The following is a 13,805-nucleotide window of genomic DNA, read 5'->3' as shown; positions in this document are numbered from 1 at the left end:
CAGGCCTTCAATACGGTTCGCCGAAGCCGTCGAGCACGCGGTAGACGCCGAACGGGCGGGACAGGGCCATATCCCGGTACGGCCGGAGTGGCGCGGTGCTGTCCCGGTGGGACGCGCCGGTTTCCCAGGCGTCGAAGGACTCTTGGTCGGCCCAGTCGCTGATGACGATGAATTCGGCGCTGTCGTGCACCGAGCCGAGCAGTTCGTTGCCGAGCAGTCCGGGGGTCCCGCTCAGCGCCTCACTGGTCCGGCGATAGGCGGCCCGCAGCCCTTCTCCGTCGGCGGTGCGGTGGAACAGCAGAACCCGCACCTTGCCGGGCATCAGCCGCCCCCGGGAAGATGGGCGACCACCCGCATGGTGACCATCGAGCCACCGGAGCGGTACGGGTGGAGCTTCTGGCGGTGGGTCAGGTGCCGGTCGCTCGTCTCGAACTCGCGGAACGCCGGTTCGCTCACCCAGTCGCTGACGATGTAGTAGACGCTGCCGCCGTTCTCGGAATCTTCTTCGTCCGACCGCGAAAGCCATTGGCCGAGGTTCGCCGGATGGGTGACCACCGAGTCGCCGACCTCCGACCAGACGCGCTCGAAGTCGGGCCCCATGCCCGGTTTGATCAGCATCCGCAGCATCACCCGGAAAACCGTGTCGGTGGCCATCAGGAGATGCCCCCGTCCACGCTGAGCACCGAACCGGTGACGTACCGCGCGAGATCGCTGGCCAGCCAGAGCGCGGCACCCGCGACCTCGGCCGGGGTGCCCAGCCGCCGGAGGGCGGTCTTGTCGGAGTAGCGCTGCACCATGGTTTCGCGGGTTTCGGCGGGCATCGCGTCCATCGCCTCGGTGGCGATCACGCCGAGGGCGAGCACGTTGAAGCGGACACCGCGGCTGCCGAACTCCTTCGCCAGCGACCGGCTCAAGCCCTGCAGTGCGGCCTTGGTCGCGGTGTAGTGCGCGCGCAGCGGGATCCCGGCGTCGATGGATTTGGAGCCGATGCTGATCACCGAGCCGCCGGAATCGAGCAGTTCGATCGCCTGCTGGGTCACCAGGTGCACCGCGGTCAGGTTGGTCGCGAGCACCCGGTGCCACTCGTCGAGCGGAAGCTCGGCGTAGGGGATGTGGCTGATCGCCCCGGCGTTGTTCACGACCACGTCCAGCGTGCCGTACTGCGAGCGGACGACCTCGAACAGCCGGTCGATTTCGCTCGCGTCGGTCAGGTCGGCCCTGACCACGTGGTGCTTGCCGCCGATCTCCTTGAGTTCCCGCTGCAGGGTGGCCGCGGCTTCGGAATCGGTGCGGTGACAGGTGATCACGTCCATGCCGTGCCGGGCGTACTCGAGCACGATGCCGCGGCCGACACCTCGGCTCCCGCCGGTCACGAGCGCCGTCTTGCCCCTCAAGCCAAGATCCATCGGAATGCTCCTCGTCTTCTTCGTCGGGTCAGATCCGTGTGCTCAGCAGGAAACCGAGCGCGGCGCAGTTCAGCGCGAACGCGAGCACGGCGAGCGTGCCGCGGACACGATTCCAAGCGCCCCAATGTTTTCGGGGGTCCAGCCGAGCGAAGTCGGCAGGCAGGCTGTCCGGGTCGAGGGTGCGGAGCCACTTGTTCACCGGCACGTTCTTCACCACCGAGATGACCATGGCGGTGACGGTCAGCAGCGCCGCGGCGCCGAACGCCACCCGGCGCGGCCCTTCGTCGGTGAACACCAGCGCCAGGTCGCCGGCGAAGGTGAGGACGAAACACACCGGCATGAACGGGTCGTAGCGGGTGGCGAAGAAGGCGTGAGCCTGGACGTACCGGTCCGGCGGGAGACCGCGCAGCAGCGGCCAGCCGCCGAGCTGCGTGCCGACAAGCACCCCGGCCGCCAGGCCGTTCGCCAGCAGTACCAAGGGAAGCAGCAACCCGAGCACGGTGTCTCCCGGTGGCTAGCGGGCGGCGGCGCGGTGACCGGCGAGCTGCTCGAGCCGGTCCCTGATCAGCTTCTGCTGGATACCGGTGTTGTGGTCGAGCCGTTTCCGCATGCCCTCGTCGTCGATCGGCGCGGTGGGCTTCATCTCGAAGTCCTGTACCCAGCGCATCCGGGTCCCGTCCGGGGTTTCGCTGTACTCCCAGTAGATCCACATGTACTTGAACGGTCCGGTCTGCACCCGCTGTGAACGGACGGTGTAGGTCTCGTGGTCCGGCGTCCGCGCCGAGACCCAGTCCCACACCTTGCCGTTCTCGTCGGGGTGCAGTGCCAGCCGGAACACGATGGTGCCGTCCCGTTCGGAGAGGATCTCGACGGCCGAGTACTCGCTGAAGAGCTCGGTCCAGGACTCGACGTCGTTGGTGCGCTCCCACACCAGCTCCAGCGGGGCCTTGATCAGGATCTCGTTGTCGACGTGACCGGACATCTCAGCGGGCCGTCCTTTCCAGCTGGCGGTTGATGGTTCGCAGGGCTTCGGCCGGGGTGCGCATGTCGAGGGCGACGTCATCGGAGATCGTGACCCCGTATCGGCGCTGGAGCTGGCCTGCCAGCTCCAAGATGGCCAGCGAGTCGTATCCGAGTTCGGCGAACTCGACGTCGTCGATGTCGGCGTCCAGATCGACTCCTTCGTCGACCCCGACGCTGCTGCGCAGGATTTCGCGCAGGTCTTCGATGGTGAGCTGGTTCATCGATGGGCTCCCTGGGTGGTTCCGTCGGGTTCGGTCTTTCGAAGGACGAGGGCCGAGGTGAAGCCGCCGTAGCCGCGCGCGAGCACCAGCGCGCTGGTCAGTGCCGCCTCCCTCGGGGCCGAGCGCACCAGGTCGATGTCGCAGCCGGGAGCCAGCCGGGTGGTGCCGTCGGTATGCGGGATGACGCCGTCGCGCAGCGCCAGCAACGCGGTCGCCACGTCCAGTGCGGCCCCGCCGCCGTAGAGCCGTCCGACCAGCGTCTTCGGCGCGGTGACCGGAACCGCGCGGGCACCGAAGACCTCGGTGATCGCCCGCGCCTCCAAGAGGTCTTCTCGGGCCGAGCCGGCCGCGTCCGCGAAGACGACATCGATCTCACCCGGTCCGAGACCGGCGTCGGCGAGCGCGGCGCGGATCACCCTGGTGAGCGCGGGCGGCCTTGGCGATCCCGGTCGCGGGTCCATCCCGGCCGCGTAGCCCGCCACCTCGCCGTAGGAGTGCGCGGCCCCGCGTTCGCGGTGGGCGTGCTTGCCTTCGACGATGAGGATCGCGCCGCCTTCACCCGGCAGGTAGCCCGAAGCCGCCTCGTCGAACGGCAGATAGGCCCGGCGCGGGTCGGGCTCGGTGGACAGCCTGCCGTTGCTCAGCTGGGCGACCAGGGAGTACGGGCACAACGGCGCGTCGGTGCCGCCGGCGACCACCACTTTGGTGTCCTCGGCGGTGAATTTCCTGGCGTGCCCCAGGGTGTCGAGCCCGCCCGCCTGTTCGGCGCAGATCACCCCGCAGGCGCCCCGCATGCCGTGCCGGATCGCGAGCTGCCCGGTCGTGGCCGCGTAGAACCACGCGATGGACTGGTAAGCGCTGATCCGCGGGCCGTTCTGCCACAGGCTCGCCATCTCGCGCTGGCCGAACTCGACCCCGCCGGACGAACTGGACGTCAGCACGGCCATCTCGAACTCGGGGACCGTCGCCGGGTCGAGCGCCGCGTCGGCCAGCGCTTCGTGGCTGGCCACCAGCCCGGTCTGCGTCCACAGGTCGGTTTCCACCAGCAACCGGCCGGGCAGGTGGTCCTCGGCGGCGAACCCGCGGAGCTTTCCCGCGTGCCGGACCGGATAACTCGCGGGATCGAAGCGGTCGATGTAGCCGATGCCGGAGCGGCCATCGAGCGTGGCCCGCCAGTGTTCCGCCGTCCCGATCCCGGTCGGTGCCACTACGCCGATCCCCGTGACGACCGGTCGATCGGCACCAGCCGAATCGGTCATGATCCTCACCTTTTCTTGTCCGGCAGTCCTTCTGCCTTGGCTTCCGATCTTCAGCGCGGTCACTGAAGTGGTTCTCGAACGGTGCTCGACAGGTCCGCTCAGAACAGCGCGGTCGTGTTCAGCCCGGCGGCGAGCACGGCTATCCCGGTGCGGAGCAGGTGCCAGCGACGCCACAACGGCCGCGGATCGGCCCAGTCGGCCGGGATCGCCGCCGGGTCGAGCCGTTTGACCACCCGGTTGATCGGCACGTTGCAGAAGTGCGAAACCACCGATACCGCGGTCAAGGCGAGCGCGCCCGCCCCGAAGAGCCAGGCCCGCTCCGGCACGAGGAAGGCGAGCACGACGTCGGCCACCGTCGACCCGAGCACGAGCGCCGGCATCGTCGGATCCCACCGTTTTCCGATCAGCTGGTGGCTGTAGACGTACTGGGCCGGTGGCATCGCGAACAACGCGGGCAGCACGGCGAGCGCGACGGCGAACAGCACACCGGCGATCGCGCCGCTGGTCACCGTCACCGTGCCGGCCAGCCAGCGTTCCCACGTCGACACGGTCGTCACCGCGAAGACGGGGTGTCGCTGTGGAATCCTTCCGCGATCACTGCCGCGTCGTCGTCGCCGAAACCGGCGTCGACGACGCGGGCGTACCGGTCCGCGGCCGCGACGGTGACCGGCATGGGCACTCCGCGCCCGGCCGCGTCCTCGCAGCCGAGCCGGAGATCCTTGTGCATCAGCACGCTGCGGAAGGCCGCCGGCTTGTAGGCGCGTTCCCGCATGAAGCGCGCGCGGAAGCCCAGGATCGGCGAATACCAGCCGCTGGCCGAGAAGACGTCCAGCATCAGCGTGCGGTCGATCCCGGCGGATTCGGCGAAATCCAGCGCTTCGGCCAGCCCCGCCGTCTGCACGCCGAGCAGGAGGTTGAAGGCGAGTTTGAGGGTGCTCGCGCGGCCGGTCTCACCGAGCCAGGTCACCTGCTGGCCGAGCGCGTCGAACACCGCGGAGACGTCTTCGCCGGGTGGTTCCTCCCCGGCCGCGAACACCCGCAACCGGCCCTCCCGCGCCATTTCCGGATTGCCCATGACGCAGCTTTCGATCCGGCGCACGCCGGTTTCGGCGAGTTTCGCGGTGGCCTGTATCGAAAACCGCGGGGACACCGTGGAGGTGTCGAGCACCGTGTGCCGGTCGGTGAGCATTCCGGCGAGGTCACCCAGCAGCACCTGGGTCACGGCGTCTTCGTCGGCGAGGCTGACCAATACCAGTGATGCGTCTTCGACGGCCTCGGCCGCTGTGGCGGCGACTTGCGCCCCGGCCGCGCGGAGCGCTTCGGCGCGTGCGGTGGTGCGGTTGAAGACCACGACCTCGTACCGCGCCGCGAGGAGCGCGCGGACCATCCCCGAACCCATTTCCCCGAGGCCGATCGCGGCCACCCTGGCGGTCATGGCGGTCACCGGGCGTTCGGGTGGTCGGCGACCGAAAGCTGGGAAACACAGCGCATGGTCGCGTCGGCGAAGTACCGGGCGAAGCCCTCTTCGGTCACGGTCTCGCGCGGTTCCGCGAGATACGGCGCAAGCGCTTTCTCGATCAGGTGTACTCCGCGTTGGGCGCCGACATGCCTTCCTACCGCGGCGAAGTCGCCTTCGTAGTGCACGACCCGCACCACGACATCCTCTTGCACGAACACCGCCGTGCCGAGCAGGCGGGCGCCTTCGTGGTCGTTCCCGGCGGGTGCCTGCGGTGTCGACATCCGCTGGAACCCGGCGAAGATCTCCGCGATCCGGTCCTCATTGCCCGGCTTGACCCGGTAGCAGATGGCCGCGTAGGGCATCAGACTCCTCCGTCCACGTTGAGGGTGACCCCGGTGATGTAGGCCGACGTGTCCCCGGCGAGGAACAGGACCGCCCCGGCGACATCCTCCGGCCGGCAGATCCGGCCGAGCGCGGTCATCCCGACGATCCGGCCGACGGCCTCCGGCGGCAGCCCGGCGCCGGGCTCGGTCTCGGTGAGCCCGGGTGCGACGACGTTGACCCGGATCCCTCGCGGCCCCAGTTCCTTGCACAGCGCCCGGGTGAAGCCGATCAGCGCGGCCTTCGAGGTGGTGTAGTGGACACCGTTCGCCCGTCCGCGCAGCGCCACCGAGGAGCCGACGGTGATCACCGAGGCGCCGTCGGCCAGCGCGTCCGTGACCGCGTGGGTCACGTGGTACACGCTGGTCACGTTGTGGTCCATCACCCGTTGCCATTCGGACGGGGTGAGCTCGGCGAAGGGCACCACTCCGTCCACGCCGACGTTGTTCACCAGCACGTCGACCGTGCCCAGTGTCTCGGTGGCCGCGGCCGCGAGGGCCGCGGCGCCGCTCTCACCGGTGACGTCGGCCCGCACCACGCGGTGCGTCCCGCCGAGCCGTTCCAGTTCCTTTTCCAACGAGGCGGCCGCTTCCTCGTCGTCGCGGTAGCAGGTGACCACGGAGGCGCCCGCCGCCGCGAACGCGAGCACGGTCGCGCGGCCGATGCCCTTCGTGCCGCCGGTCGCCAGTACTTTCTTGCCGTCCAGTCCTTGGTGCATCCGGAGGTCCTTTCACGAGGTTCGGTAGCGGGGTCAGTCCTGCAACGTGCGCGAAGCGGTGGGAGGCTCGCTCGGCCGCGGGACCTCGTGTTCGCCGGGGTCGTGGCGCAGTGCCGCGGTCAGGCGGCGGCGGCTTCGCAGGAACAACAGTCCGGTCAGGACACTGACCGTGCCGAGGCCGAGGTAGTAGTACTGCTCCGGGATCAGCTGCAGCAGGCGGAGCAGGGCGGCGCCGATCGCGCTGCCGAGACCGGCGAAAAGCCAGTAGAGGCCGAGCATCCTGGCGGTGAACGTGCGCGGCAGCACGTCCGCGGTCGCCGCGATGCTGACCGCCGCGATCACCAGTTCGCCCAGCGCCGAGACCAGGTAGGCGCCGACCAGCCAGAGCGGGGAGACCTTGGCGCCACCGCCGGTCTGGCCCGCGGCGATGGCCATGGTCAGGAAACCGGCGCCGATCAGGCAGAGGCCGATCGCGAACTTCACCGCGACGTTGTGCCGCCGCCCGAGCCGGGGCAGCAGCCGCGCGATCAGGGGGGCGAACAACAGTGTGAACAACGGGATCACCGACTGCATCCAGCTCGCCGGGACGAGGAAACCGGCGAAGTCGCGACGCACGTGATCGCGGGCGAACAGGGTGAGCAGCGAGCCGGAATAGGCGAAGATCATCCAGAACAGGGCGGCACCGCAGAACACCGTGAGGAACGCGGTGAGCCGTCGCCGGTCCGCGCCGGTCAGTTCCGGATTCCGGTGGAGCGAACGGAATCCCGTGACGGTCGCGACCAGCAGCAGTACCGCCGCCGCGCTGACGAGGGTGCGGACGCTCAGCACTCCCGCGAGTGCGGCGCACACCGTGGCTACGGCCGCGACGCCGAGTACCAGCCCGGTCCGGCGGAGCAGCCGTGCCCGTTCGGCCGGGGCGAGCCCGGCTCGCGGGGCGAGGCCGATGGGGCCGAACCGGTTCGCCGCGGTGGCGATTCTCGCGCCTGCCAGCACCATCGCCGCGGCGCATGCCAGGAACGCCGCCGACCAGGAGACGCGTTCACCGAGCCAGCCACAGGCCAGCGGGGCGAGCAGGGAGGAGACCTGGGTCGCGACGAACATCAGCGAGATACCGGACTCCCGGCCCCGGCCGTCCCCGAACATCAGGTTGACCATGGCCTGATGGTTCGGTTTGAACACGGCGTTGCCGATCGCCAGCAGGCCGAGCCCGGCCGCGGCGGGCAGTCCCGCGCTCAGCGCGGCGAACCCCGCGGCGCTCAGCGCGCATCCTGTGAGCATCGCCCTGCGTGCGCCGAGCACCCGGTCGCCGAGCCAGCCGCCCGCCAGCGACAGCATGTAGGTGAACGCGATCCAAGCGCCGAACAGCGCGGCCGCATCGGCACCGAGAGCCAGCCCGCCCGTGCTCACCGGGGCCGCCGCGTACAACACCAGAACCGCTTGCAGACCGTAGAAACCGAAGCGCTCCAACAGGTCCGCGGAAAACAATCTGGAGTACCAGTCCGGCATCCGGAACAAGGTGACCGTCCGGTCACCGAGGGCCTGTTCGGCCGGGGACACCATCACGGCCTCCCCGTCGCGGCGGCGAGTGCCGCGCGCAGCGCGTCTTCGGCGGTGTCAGCGGTGGCGCCGGTGCGCCACGCCACGAAGGCGTCGGGGCGGACCAGGACGGCACCGTGCTCCGGAACCCCATGTGCGGCACCGAAAGTGCCCTGCTCCGGGCGAAGATCGCCGCCCTCGCCGAGTACGTGGCCGCGCACCGGCACCCCGAGCAGCTTGCCGGCCCGCTCCGCCGCTTCCAGCCAGCCGCTGTCACGGGAGCCGGTCAGCAGCACGAAATCGTCGAAGTAGAGGTCGATCGTGGACAGTCGTTCGCCGTCGCGTTCGAGCCAGCAATGCGGTGCCCGGGTGCCGGGGCTGCCGGTCAGCGCGAGTTCGGGCGCGAGCACCGGCGCGTCTTCGGGCACGCCGGTGATCGCGGCGGAACGGTACCGGTAGCCGAGGGTGACGATGACGTCGTCGACCATCTTCGCGGCCGTCACTTCGTCCGCGTGCCCGTGCCGGATCCGGTTGCGCACCATGGCCTGGCTCGCCATCGCCTCACCGACCAGTCGTCGCTCGGCGTCGTAGGAGTCGAGCAGCGGCTCTTCCGCTTTACCCGCCAGCACCGCCGCCAGCTTCCACGCGAGGTTGTGCGCGTCGTGGATCCCGGTGTTGGCACCGAAACCGCCGGCAGGCGGGTGCAAGTGCGCGGCGTCGCCCGCGAGGAAGACCCGGCCGGCGCGGAAGGTCTCGGCGACCAGCTGCGCGCCCCGCCACGGCACCTTGGCCATGATCTCGACGTCCATCTCGGGCCTGCCCGCCGCGATGCGGATGATTTCGCGGCAGCGGTCGTCCGTGAAGTCCGCGCGCGTCTCGCCCTTTTCCGGGAAATACAGCGGCGCCGCCAGCCAGGGGTCGCAACCGTGCAGCCGGGACAGTCCCATCAGGGTGCCGGGGGCCGCGGTCGCGTAGCAGAGGATGAACTTCCGATGGGCCAGCATCGTTTCCAGCTCCGGGGCGCGGAAGTAGATCGACATCGCGTCGAAGACGGTGCCCATCCCGGTCCGCTCGATACCGAGGAGGTCGCGGGTGGTGCTGGCCGAGCCGTCCGCGCCGATCAGGTACTGCGCCCGGACCCGCAGCGGCTGCCCGTTTTCCTCGAGCTGAGCAGTCACCCCGGTTTCGTCCTGGGTGAACGAGAGCAGGCGGGTGCTGTGCTTCAGTGTGCCGCCGGTGTCGGTGACCAGCCCCGCGAGTACCCGCTCGTACCGGTCCTGGCCACAGCCCATCACCCGCTCCGGGCTGATGTGCTCCCCGTCGAGGGAGGGTGCCTCGAGGGTCACCGCGTCGTCGATTTCGGCGAACGTCCTGGTCTGGATGATGCCGCCCTCGAAGTAGGGATGCGAGTCACCCATTTCCAGTGCGCGGATCTTCGAGACGAAGCCCGCCGCGCGGAACAGTTCCATCGTGCGTGCCTGGAGGCCGGGCGCCCTCGGCAGGGTCGAGGTGCCGTCGCGCCGTTCGACGACGAGCGCTTTCACCCCGTGCCGCCCGAGGAAGGCCGCGGCGGAGAGGCCGACCGGCCCGGCGCCGACGATCAGCACTGGTACAGCGATTTCCTGCATGGTTGGTTCCTTCGTTCGACCTTGGACGGGGGAGTTCCTCCGAGGCGGATCGCCGTGTGCTCAGGAAGAAGCGGCGGCCTTGGGCAGGGAAAGCTGGGTGACACTGCGAAGCAGGCTGGCCGTGAAGGTGCGCACGAAACCTTCTTCGGTGTCCGTGTCACGGGGCGTCCGCAGGTACGGCTTGAGCTTGCGTTCGACCTCGCGGACCCCGGGCTGGGCGGCCATGAATTTCGCGATAGCGGTGAGGTCGCCTTCGTACTCGATGAAGCGCACCAGCAGTCCGTCGCGGATGAACACGGCGGTGCTCAGGATGCGGCTCGGCGTGCCGTCCGCGGCCGCGGACGGCACCCGCGAGGTGTCCGGCCTGCGGAAGTCGGCGAACACCTCGACGAGCTCGTCCTCGAACCCGCTCTTGACGTCGTAACTGATCGCGGCGAAGGGCATCGGGTCTCCTCGTGAGCTGTCCGGGGCGGGACTCAAACCGTGTGACAGGGGGCTGGAGAGAGGCTCAAGCGGCTGTCTCGGCGCTTCCGGCGCGGCCAGAGGATCGGTGTCCGATGTAATGTTTCTGTTATGATTATAATCAAGCGGTGATCGGACACTCGAAGGACGAGGAAGCAGACACGGCGACGGTCCGCCGCTCTCCGCTGGCCATGGCCGTCCTGCTGCTGCTCGCCGTCGAGCCCAAGCATCCCTACGGGCTGCGTCAGCGGATTCTCGAATGGGAGAAGGACCGCGTCATCAACGTCAGCCAGCGCAACGCGATCTACCAGACGATGCGCAGGCTGGAGCGGCACGGGCTGATCACCGTGCACGAGACGACCAAGCACGAGAACCGTCCGGAACGCACCGTCTTCCGCACCACCGAGAGCGGCGTCCAGCTGTCCCGGGAATGGGTGCGCGACATGCTGCGCACCCCCGCCGTGGAGTACCCGGAGTTCCCCGCCGCGCTGGCGTTCATCGCCTCGATCTCGCGCTCTGAGGCGATGGCCGCCCTGAACGAGCGGCTCGAAACCAGCGAGCGGAACCTCGCCGCGTTCGAGACCGAGGTCAACGCCCGGCTGGCCGATTTCGGCGGCTCACTGGACCCCATCCACCTCGTCGACACGGACTACCAGCGGACCATGGCGCGGGCCGAGATCACCTGGCTGCGCGGGATGCTCGAAAAGCTGGAAGCCGCCCAGCGGAACGGGGCCGTCGGCGGCACCTGACCCCGGCTTCGACCCGGGGCCGATCCACGGTCCAGCCGCTCTGTCCAGCATCGGACGCGTCAAGCTTCGCCGACGCGATCCGGAGCCCTCATGAACGGCACGAGCACTGCCCTGAACGAACACCGTCCGAACGTCCGCACCGCCCTGGTCACCGGTGCCAATCGAGGCCTCGGCCGAGCGGTGGCCGCCGAACTGCACCGGCGGGGTTTCGAGGTCGTCGTAAGCGCCCGTGACGGGGCGCAGGCACGGGAAGCCGCGGCCGGGCTGGGTGAGGACGTCCGGCACATCCAGTTGGACGTCACCGATCCCGGATCCGTGGCCGCCGCCGCGCGCGCTCTGCCCGAGGTGGACGTCCTGGTCTCCAACGCCGGCATCATGCTCGACACCGGCGCCGACCCGTTGACCGTCCCGCCGGAACTGGTCGAGCGCACGATGGCGGTGAACCTCATCGGCTCCTGGCGGGTGGCCCAGGCCTTCTTGCCCGCCATGATCGGCCGCGGCTGGGGTCGGCTGGTGTTCGTCTCCAGCGCGACCGGTTCCTTCACCGCGGGCCTGTTCATCGGCTGTCCGGCTTACTCGGTGTCGAAAGCCGCGCTCAACGGCCTGACCCAAATGCTCGCCGCGCACGCCGAAGGCACCGGTGTGCTGGTGAACGCCGTCAACCCCGGGCAGACCAGGACCAGGATGATGCCGTCGGCGACCAGGACGGCCGAAGAGTCCGCCGTCGCCATCGCCGACGCGGTGACGTTGCCCGATGACGGGCCCACCGGCACCTTCCGCCGCGGTGACCGGCTGATCGGCTGGTGAGCCGGGTTCGAGCCGGATTCCAGCTCCGGTGTGTCAGATCGGAGCACGCCAGTTTCCCGGCCGTTTCTAGGAGGACGCCGTGCACCGGACCCTGATCGTGGCGCGACTCGAGACACCGGACCCCGGCCGGATCGCGGAGGTGTTCGAGGAGTCGGACGCCACCGGGTTGCCGCACCAGGTCGGCGTCACCCGCCGGACGCTGTTCAGCTTCCACGACCTGTATTTCCACCTCGTCGAGGCCGACGAAGACATCTCCCCGCGGCTGTACCGTGCCCGGCCTGGTGCCGAGTACCAGGACATCCACACCAAGCTGCTGCCGCTGGTGTCGCCGTACGACCCGAACTGGAAAGAACCGAAAGACGCGATGGCCCGGCAGTTCTACGTCTGGTCGGCCGAAAACGGGAGGGAACTGTGACCGAGACCGTCCACAAAGTACACTTCACCGAGGTCGCCGCGAACCGGCGGCGAGGCGGGGAAATGCGGGTCACGCTGAGCCCGCGGACAGTGGCCAGCACGTCCGGCTTCGGCGGGGTGCTGTGGCTCGAGCCCGGGGAGTACGTCTCCGAGCACTACCACCCGCATTCCGAGGAGTTCCTGCACCTCGTCCGCGGCACGGGCACCCTCTACCTGGACGGCGAGCCGATCGAGCTGACCGCGGGCGATTCCCTCCTGGTGCCGATCGGCGCGCGTCACCGCCTGGTGAACGACGGCACCGAGCAGGCCCACTACGTCTTCCACCTCTCCCCGCTCGCGCCGAGACCGGAACTCGGCCACGTGGACACCGAGGAGCCTCCCGCCTCGCACGAGTCGCAGCCCATGGTCGGCGGAGCTCGATGAACCGGAGGGCGGCGGTGACCGGCATCGGCGTGGTGGCGCCGGGGGCGATCGGCCGGAAGGCGTACTGGGACCTGCTCAGCGAGGGCCGGACGGCGACCAGGCGGATCTCCCACTTCGACCCGGCGCCGTTCCGGTCCCAGGTCGCCGCGGAGGTCGACTTCGACCCACTGGCGAACGGGCTGACCCCGCGCGAGGTGCGCCGGATGGACCGGGCCGCCCAGTTCGCCGTGGTCTGCGCGGAGGAAGCCATGCGGGACAGCGGGTTCGACGTGGGGGCGATTCCGCCGGAACGCGTCGGCGTCACCGTCGGCAGTGCCGTCGGCTGCACCGTGGGGCTCGAGAACGAGTACCGGGTGCTGTCCGACGACGGCAAGCACTGGCTGCTCGACCACGAGTACGCCGTACCCCACTTGTACGGGTACATGGTCCCGAGCACGCTCGGCGTCGAGGTTGCTTGGGCGGTCGGCGCGGAAGGGCCTTCCTCGGTGATCTCGACCGGGTGCACGTCGGGGCTGGACGCGGTGTGGAACGGCGCGATGCTGGTGGAGCGGGGGGAGGCCGACGTCGTCTTCGCCGGCGCCACCGAGGCGCCGATCTCACCGATCACGGTGGCCTCGTTCGACGCGATCCGGGCCACCACGCCGAATCTGGACGACCCCGAGCATGCCTCCCGTCCGTTCGACGCCCGGCGTGACGGCTTCGTGCTCGGCGAGGGCGCGGCGATCGTCACGCTCGAGAGCGAGGAGGCGGCGCGGAGCCGCGGGGCGAAGATCTACGGTGTCATCGACGGATTCGCCAATCGCACCAACGCTTTCCACATGACCGGGCTCAAGCCGGACGGCCGTGAGATGGCGGAGGCGATCAACGCCGCGCTCCGGTACGCGAAACGAGACCCCAGCGAGATCGACTACGTGAACGCGCACGGCTCGGCGACCAAGCAGAACGACCGGCACGAGACGTCGGCGTTCAAGCGGAGCCTGGGGTCGCACGCGTTCGACGTCCCGGTCAGCTCGATCAAGTCGATGATCGGGCACTCGCTGGGCGCGATCGGCGCCCTCGAGGTCGTCGCCTGCCTGCTGGCGATCGACAATCAGGTGGTGCCGCCGACCGCCAACCTCAAGGAACCGGACCCGGACCTCGATCTGGACTACGTCCCACTGGTGGCCCGCGAGCAGCGCACCGACGTCGTGCTCAGTGTGGGCAGCGGTTTCGGCGGTTTTCAGACGGCCGTCGTCTTGAGTGGGCCGAACAGCCGAAGGACTTCCAGCCGGACCTAGGTGACTGCCGGGACCGCAGCGGCGCGGCGACTGTGCCGGCAC

Annotated in this window: 19 protein-coding genes; 5 read left to right on the top strand and 14 right to left on the bottom strand. The window is 69.5% G+C overall.

Annotation, left to right across the window (positions count from 1 at the left end):
- Nucleotides 1–7 precede the first annotated feature (7 nt).
- The 14 genes from AVL48_RS03345 to AVL48_RS03280 form a co-directional block, all read right to left on the bottom strand.
- Nucleotides 8–322, bottom strand: coding sequence for an antibiotic biosynthesis monooxygenase family protein (locus AVL48_RS03345; protein ID WP_061983646.1), 315 nt, complete (start codon nt 320–322; stop codon nt 8–10).
- Nucleotides 322–654 carry an antibiotic biosynthesis monooxygenase family protein gene (locus tag AVL48_RS03340; protein WP_061983647.1) on the bottom strand — a complete coding sequence of 111 codons (333 nt, stop codon included), beginning with the start codon at nt 652–654 and terminating at the stop codon, nt 322–324. The genes AVL48_RS03345 and AVL48_RS03340 overlap by 1 nt, the downstream gene beginning before the upstream one ends.
- Nucleotides 654–1,406, bottom strand: coding sequence for an SDR family NAD(P)-dependent oxidoreductase (locus tag AVL48_RS03335; RefSeq protein ID WP_061983648.1), 753 nt, complete (start codon nt 1,404–1,406; stop codon nt 654–656). Before AVL48_RS03335 ends, AVL48_RS03340 begins: the two co-directional genes overlap by 1 nt.
- Before the next feature lie 28 nt (nt 1,407–1,434).
- Nucleotides 1,435–1,905: an anthrone oxygenase family protein gene (locus tag AVL48_RS03330; protein ID WP_061983649.1), complete on the bottom strand. Its 471-nt coding sequence runs from the start codon at nt 1,903–1,905 to the stop codon at nt 1,435–1,437.
- A 15-nt stretch (nt 1,906–1,920) separates the two neighbouring features.
- Nucleotides 1,921–2,388, bottom strand: coding sequence for an SRPBCC family protein (locus tag AVL48_RS03325; RefSeq protein WP_061983650.1), 468 nt, complete (start codon nt 2,386–2,388; stop codon nt 1,921–1,923).
- 1 nt (nt 2,389) lies between these two features.
- Nucleotides 2,390–2,650, bottom strand: coding sequence for an acyl carrier protein (locus AVL48_RS03320; protein WP_061983651.1), 261 nt, complete (start codon nt 2,648–2,650; stop codon nt 2,390–2,392).
- A complete protein-coding gene (locus AVL48_RS03315; RefSeq protein WP_061983652.1) occupies nt 2,647–3,909 on the bottom strand; it encodes a ketosynthase chain-length factor in 1,263 nt (420 codons plus the stop codon). Before AVL48_RS03315 ends, AVL48_RS03320 begins: the two co-directional genes overlap by 4 nt.
- A 98-nt stretch (nt 3,910–4,007) precedes the next feature.
- Nucleotides 4,008–4,457: an anthrone oxygenase family protein gene (locus AVL48_RS03310; protein ID WP_244162284.1), complete on the bottom strand. Its 450-nt coding sequence runs from the start codon at nt 4,455–4,457 to the stop codon at nt 4,008–4,010.
- 5 nt (nt 4,458–4,462) lie between these two features.
- Entirely contained in the window at nt 4,463–5,344 is an 882-nt protein-coding gene (locus tag AVL48_RS03305) for an NAD(P)-dependent oxidoreductase (RefSeq protein ID WP_061983654.1), read from the bottom strand.
- Nucleotides 5,345–5,349: 5 nt separating this feature from the next.
- Complete coding sequence (locus AVL48_RS03300; RefSeq protein ID WP_061983655.1) at nt 5,350–5,730, bottom strand: SchA/CurD-like domain-containing protein; 381 nt, start codon at nt 5,728–5,730, stop codon at nt 5,350–5,352.
- The gene (locus tag AVL48_RS03295) at nt 5,730–6,467 is read right to left on the bottom strand and encodes an SDR family NAD(P)-dependent oxidoreductase (RefSeq protein WP_061983656.1); all 738 of its coding nucleotides are present in this window, start codon (nt 6,465–6,467) and stop codon (nt 5,730–5,732) included. The genes AVL48_RS03300 and AVL48_RS03295 overlap by 1 nt, the downstream gene beginning before the upstream one ends.
- Nucleotides 6,468–6,500: 33 nt before the next feature.
- Nucleotides 6,501–8,027 (bottom strand): peptide MFS transporter, encoded by a 1,527-nt coding sequence (locus tag AVL48_RS03290; protein WP_061983657.1) that lies wholly within the window; start codon nt 8,025–8,027, stop codon nt 6,501–6,503.
- The gene (locus AVL48_RS03285; protein ID WP_061983658.1) at nt 8,027–9,631 is read right to left on the bottom strand and encodes an FAD-dependent monooxygenase; all 1,605 of its coding nucleotides are present in this window, start codon (nt 9,629–9,631) and stop codon (nt 8,027–8,029) included. The genes AVL48_RS03290 and AVL48_RS03285 overlap by 1 nt, the downstream gene beginning before the upstream one ends.
- A gap of 60 nt (nt 9,632–9,691) precedes the next feature.
- A complete protein-coding gene (locus AVL48_RS03280) occupies nt 9,692–10,075 on the bottom strand; it encodes a SchA/CurD-like domain-containing protein (protein WP_061983659.1) in 384 nt (127 codons plus the stop codon).
- A 146-nt stretch (nt 10,076–10,221) separates the two neighbouring features.
- On the opposite strand from AVL48_RS03280, the gene AVL48_RS03275 reads away from it, so the two are divergent.
- The 5 genes from AVL48_RS03275 to AVL48_RS03255 all read left to right on the top strand — a co-directional run bounded on the left by AVL48_RS03275 (nt 10,222) and on the right by AVL48_RS03255 (nt 13,763).
- Entirely contained in the window at nt 10,222–10,842 is a 621-nt protein-coding gene (locus AVL48_RS03275; protein WP_061983660.1) for a PadR family transcriptional regulator, read from the top strand.
- 90 nt (nt 10,843–10,932) lie between these two features.
- Complete coding sequence (locus tag AVL48_RS03270) at nt 10,933–11,649, top strand: SDR family NAD(P)-dependent oxidoreductase (RefSeq protein WP_061983661.1); 717 nt, start codon at nt 10,933–10,935, stop codon at nt 11,647–11,649.
- A 79-nt stretch (nt 11,650–11,728) separates the two neighbouring features.
- Complete coding sequence (locus tag AVL48_RS03265; RefSeq protein WP_061983662.1) at nt 11,729–12,064, top strand: TcmI family type II polyketide cyclase; 336 nt, start codon at nt 11,729–11,731, stop codon at nt 12,062–12,064.
- A complete protein-coding gene (locus AVL48_RS03260) occupies nt 12,061–12,486 on the top strand; it encodes a cupin domain-containing protein (protein ID WP_061983663.1) in 426 nt (141 codons plus the stop codon). The genes AVL48_RS03265 and AVL48_RS03260 overlap by 4 nt, the downstream gene beginning before the upstream one ends.
- Nucleotides 12,483–13,763 carry a beta-ketoacyl-[acyl-carrier-protein] synthase family protein gene (locus AVL48_RS03255; protein WP_061983664.1) on the top strand — a complete coding sequence of 427 codons (1,281 nt, stop codon included), beginning with the start codon at nt 12,483–12,485 and terminating at the stop codon, nt 13,761–13,763. Before AVL48_RS03260 ends, AVL48_RS03255 begins: the two co-directional genes overlap by 4 nt.
- Nucleotides 13,764–13,805 lie beyond the last annotated feature (42 nt).

Source organism: Amycolatopsis regifaucium (assembly GCF_001613935.1).
Lineage (GTDB): Bacteria > Actinomycetota > Actinomycetes > Mycobacteriales > Pseudonocardiaceae > Amycolatopsis > Amycolatopsis regifaucium.
This window is presented reverse-complemented; position numbering and strand designations above follow the sequence as displayed.

What these genes read in the sequence shown, in the direction of transcription:
- AVL48_RS03345 (WP_061983646.1), bottom strand. Translation starts at nt 322, where the DNA reads ATGCCCGGCAAGGTGCGGGTTCTGCTGTTCCACCGCACCGCCGACGGA.
- AVL48_RS03340 (WP_061983647.1), bottom strand. Translation starts at nt 654, where the DNA reads ATGGCCACCGACACGGTTTTCCGGGTGATGCTGCGGATGCTGATCAAA.
- AVL48_RS03335 (WP_061983648.1), bottom strand. Translation starts at nt 1,406, where the DNA reads ATGGATCTTGGCTTGAGGGGCAAGACGGCGCTCGTGACCGGCGGGAGC.
- AVL48_RS03325 (WP_061983650.1), bottom strand. Translation starts at nt 2,388, where the DNA reads ATGTCCGGTCACGTCGACAACGAGATCCTGATCAAGGCCCCGCTGGAG.
- AVL48_RS03320 (WP_061983651.1), bottom strand. Translation starts at nt 2,650, where the DNA reads ATGAACCAGCTCACCATCGAAGACCTGCGCGAAATCCTGCGCAGCAGC.
- AVL48_RS03315 (WP_061983652.1), bottom strand. Translation starts at nt 3,909, where the DNA reads ATGACCGATTCGGCTGGTGCCGATCGACCGGTCGTCACGGGGATCGGC.
- AVL48_RS03305 (WP_061983654.1), bottom strand. Translation starts at nt 5,344, where the DNA reads ATGACCGCCAGGGTGGCCGCGATCGGCCTCGGGGAAATGGGTTCGGGG.
- AVL48_RS03300 (WP_061983655.1), bottom strand. Translation starts at nt 5,730, where the DNA reads ATGCCCTACGCGGCCATCTGCTACCGGGTCAAGCCGGGCAATGAGGAC.
- AVL48_RS03295 (WP_061983656.1), bottom strand. Translation starts at nt 6,467, where the DNA reads ATGCACCAAGGACTGGACGGCAAGAAAGTACTGGCGACCGGCGGCACG.
- AVL48_RS03290 (WP_061983657.1), bottom strand. Translation starts at nt 8,027, where the DNA reads ATGGTGTCCCCGGCCGAACAGGCCCTCGGTGACCGGACGGTCACCTTG.
- AVL48_RS03285 (WP_061983658.1), bottom strand. Translation starts at nt 9,631, where the DNA reads ATGCAGGAAATCGCTGTACCAGTGCTGATCGTCGGCGCCGGGCCGGTC.
- AVL48_RS03280 (WP_061983659.1), bottom strand. Translation starts at nt 10,075, where the DNA reads ATGCCCTTCGCCGCGATCAGTTACGACGTCAAGAGCGGGTTCGAGGAC.
- AVL48_RS03270 (WP_061983661.1), top strand. Translation starts at nt 10,933, where the DNA reads ATGAACGGCACGAGCACTGCCCTGAACGAACACCGTCCGAACGTCCGC.
- AVL48_RS03255 (WP_061983664.1), top strand. Translation starts at nt 12,483, where the DNA reads ATGAACCGGAGGGCGGCGGTGACCGGCATCGGCGTGGTGGCGCCGGGG.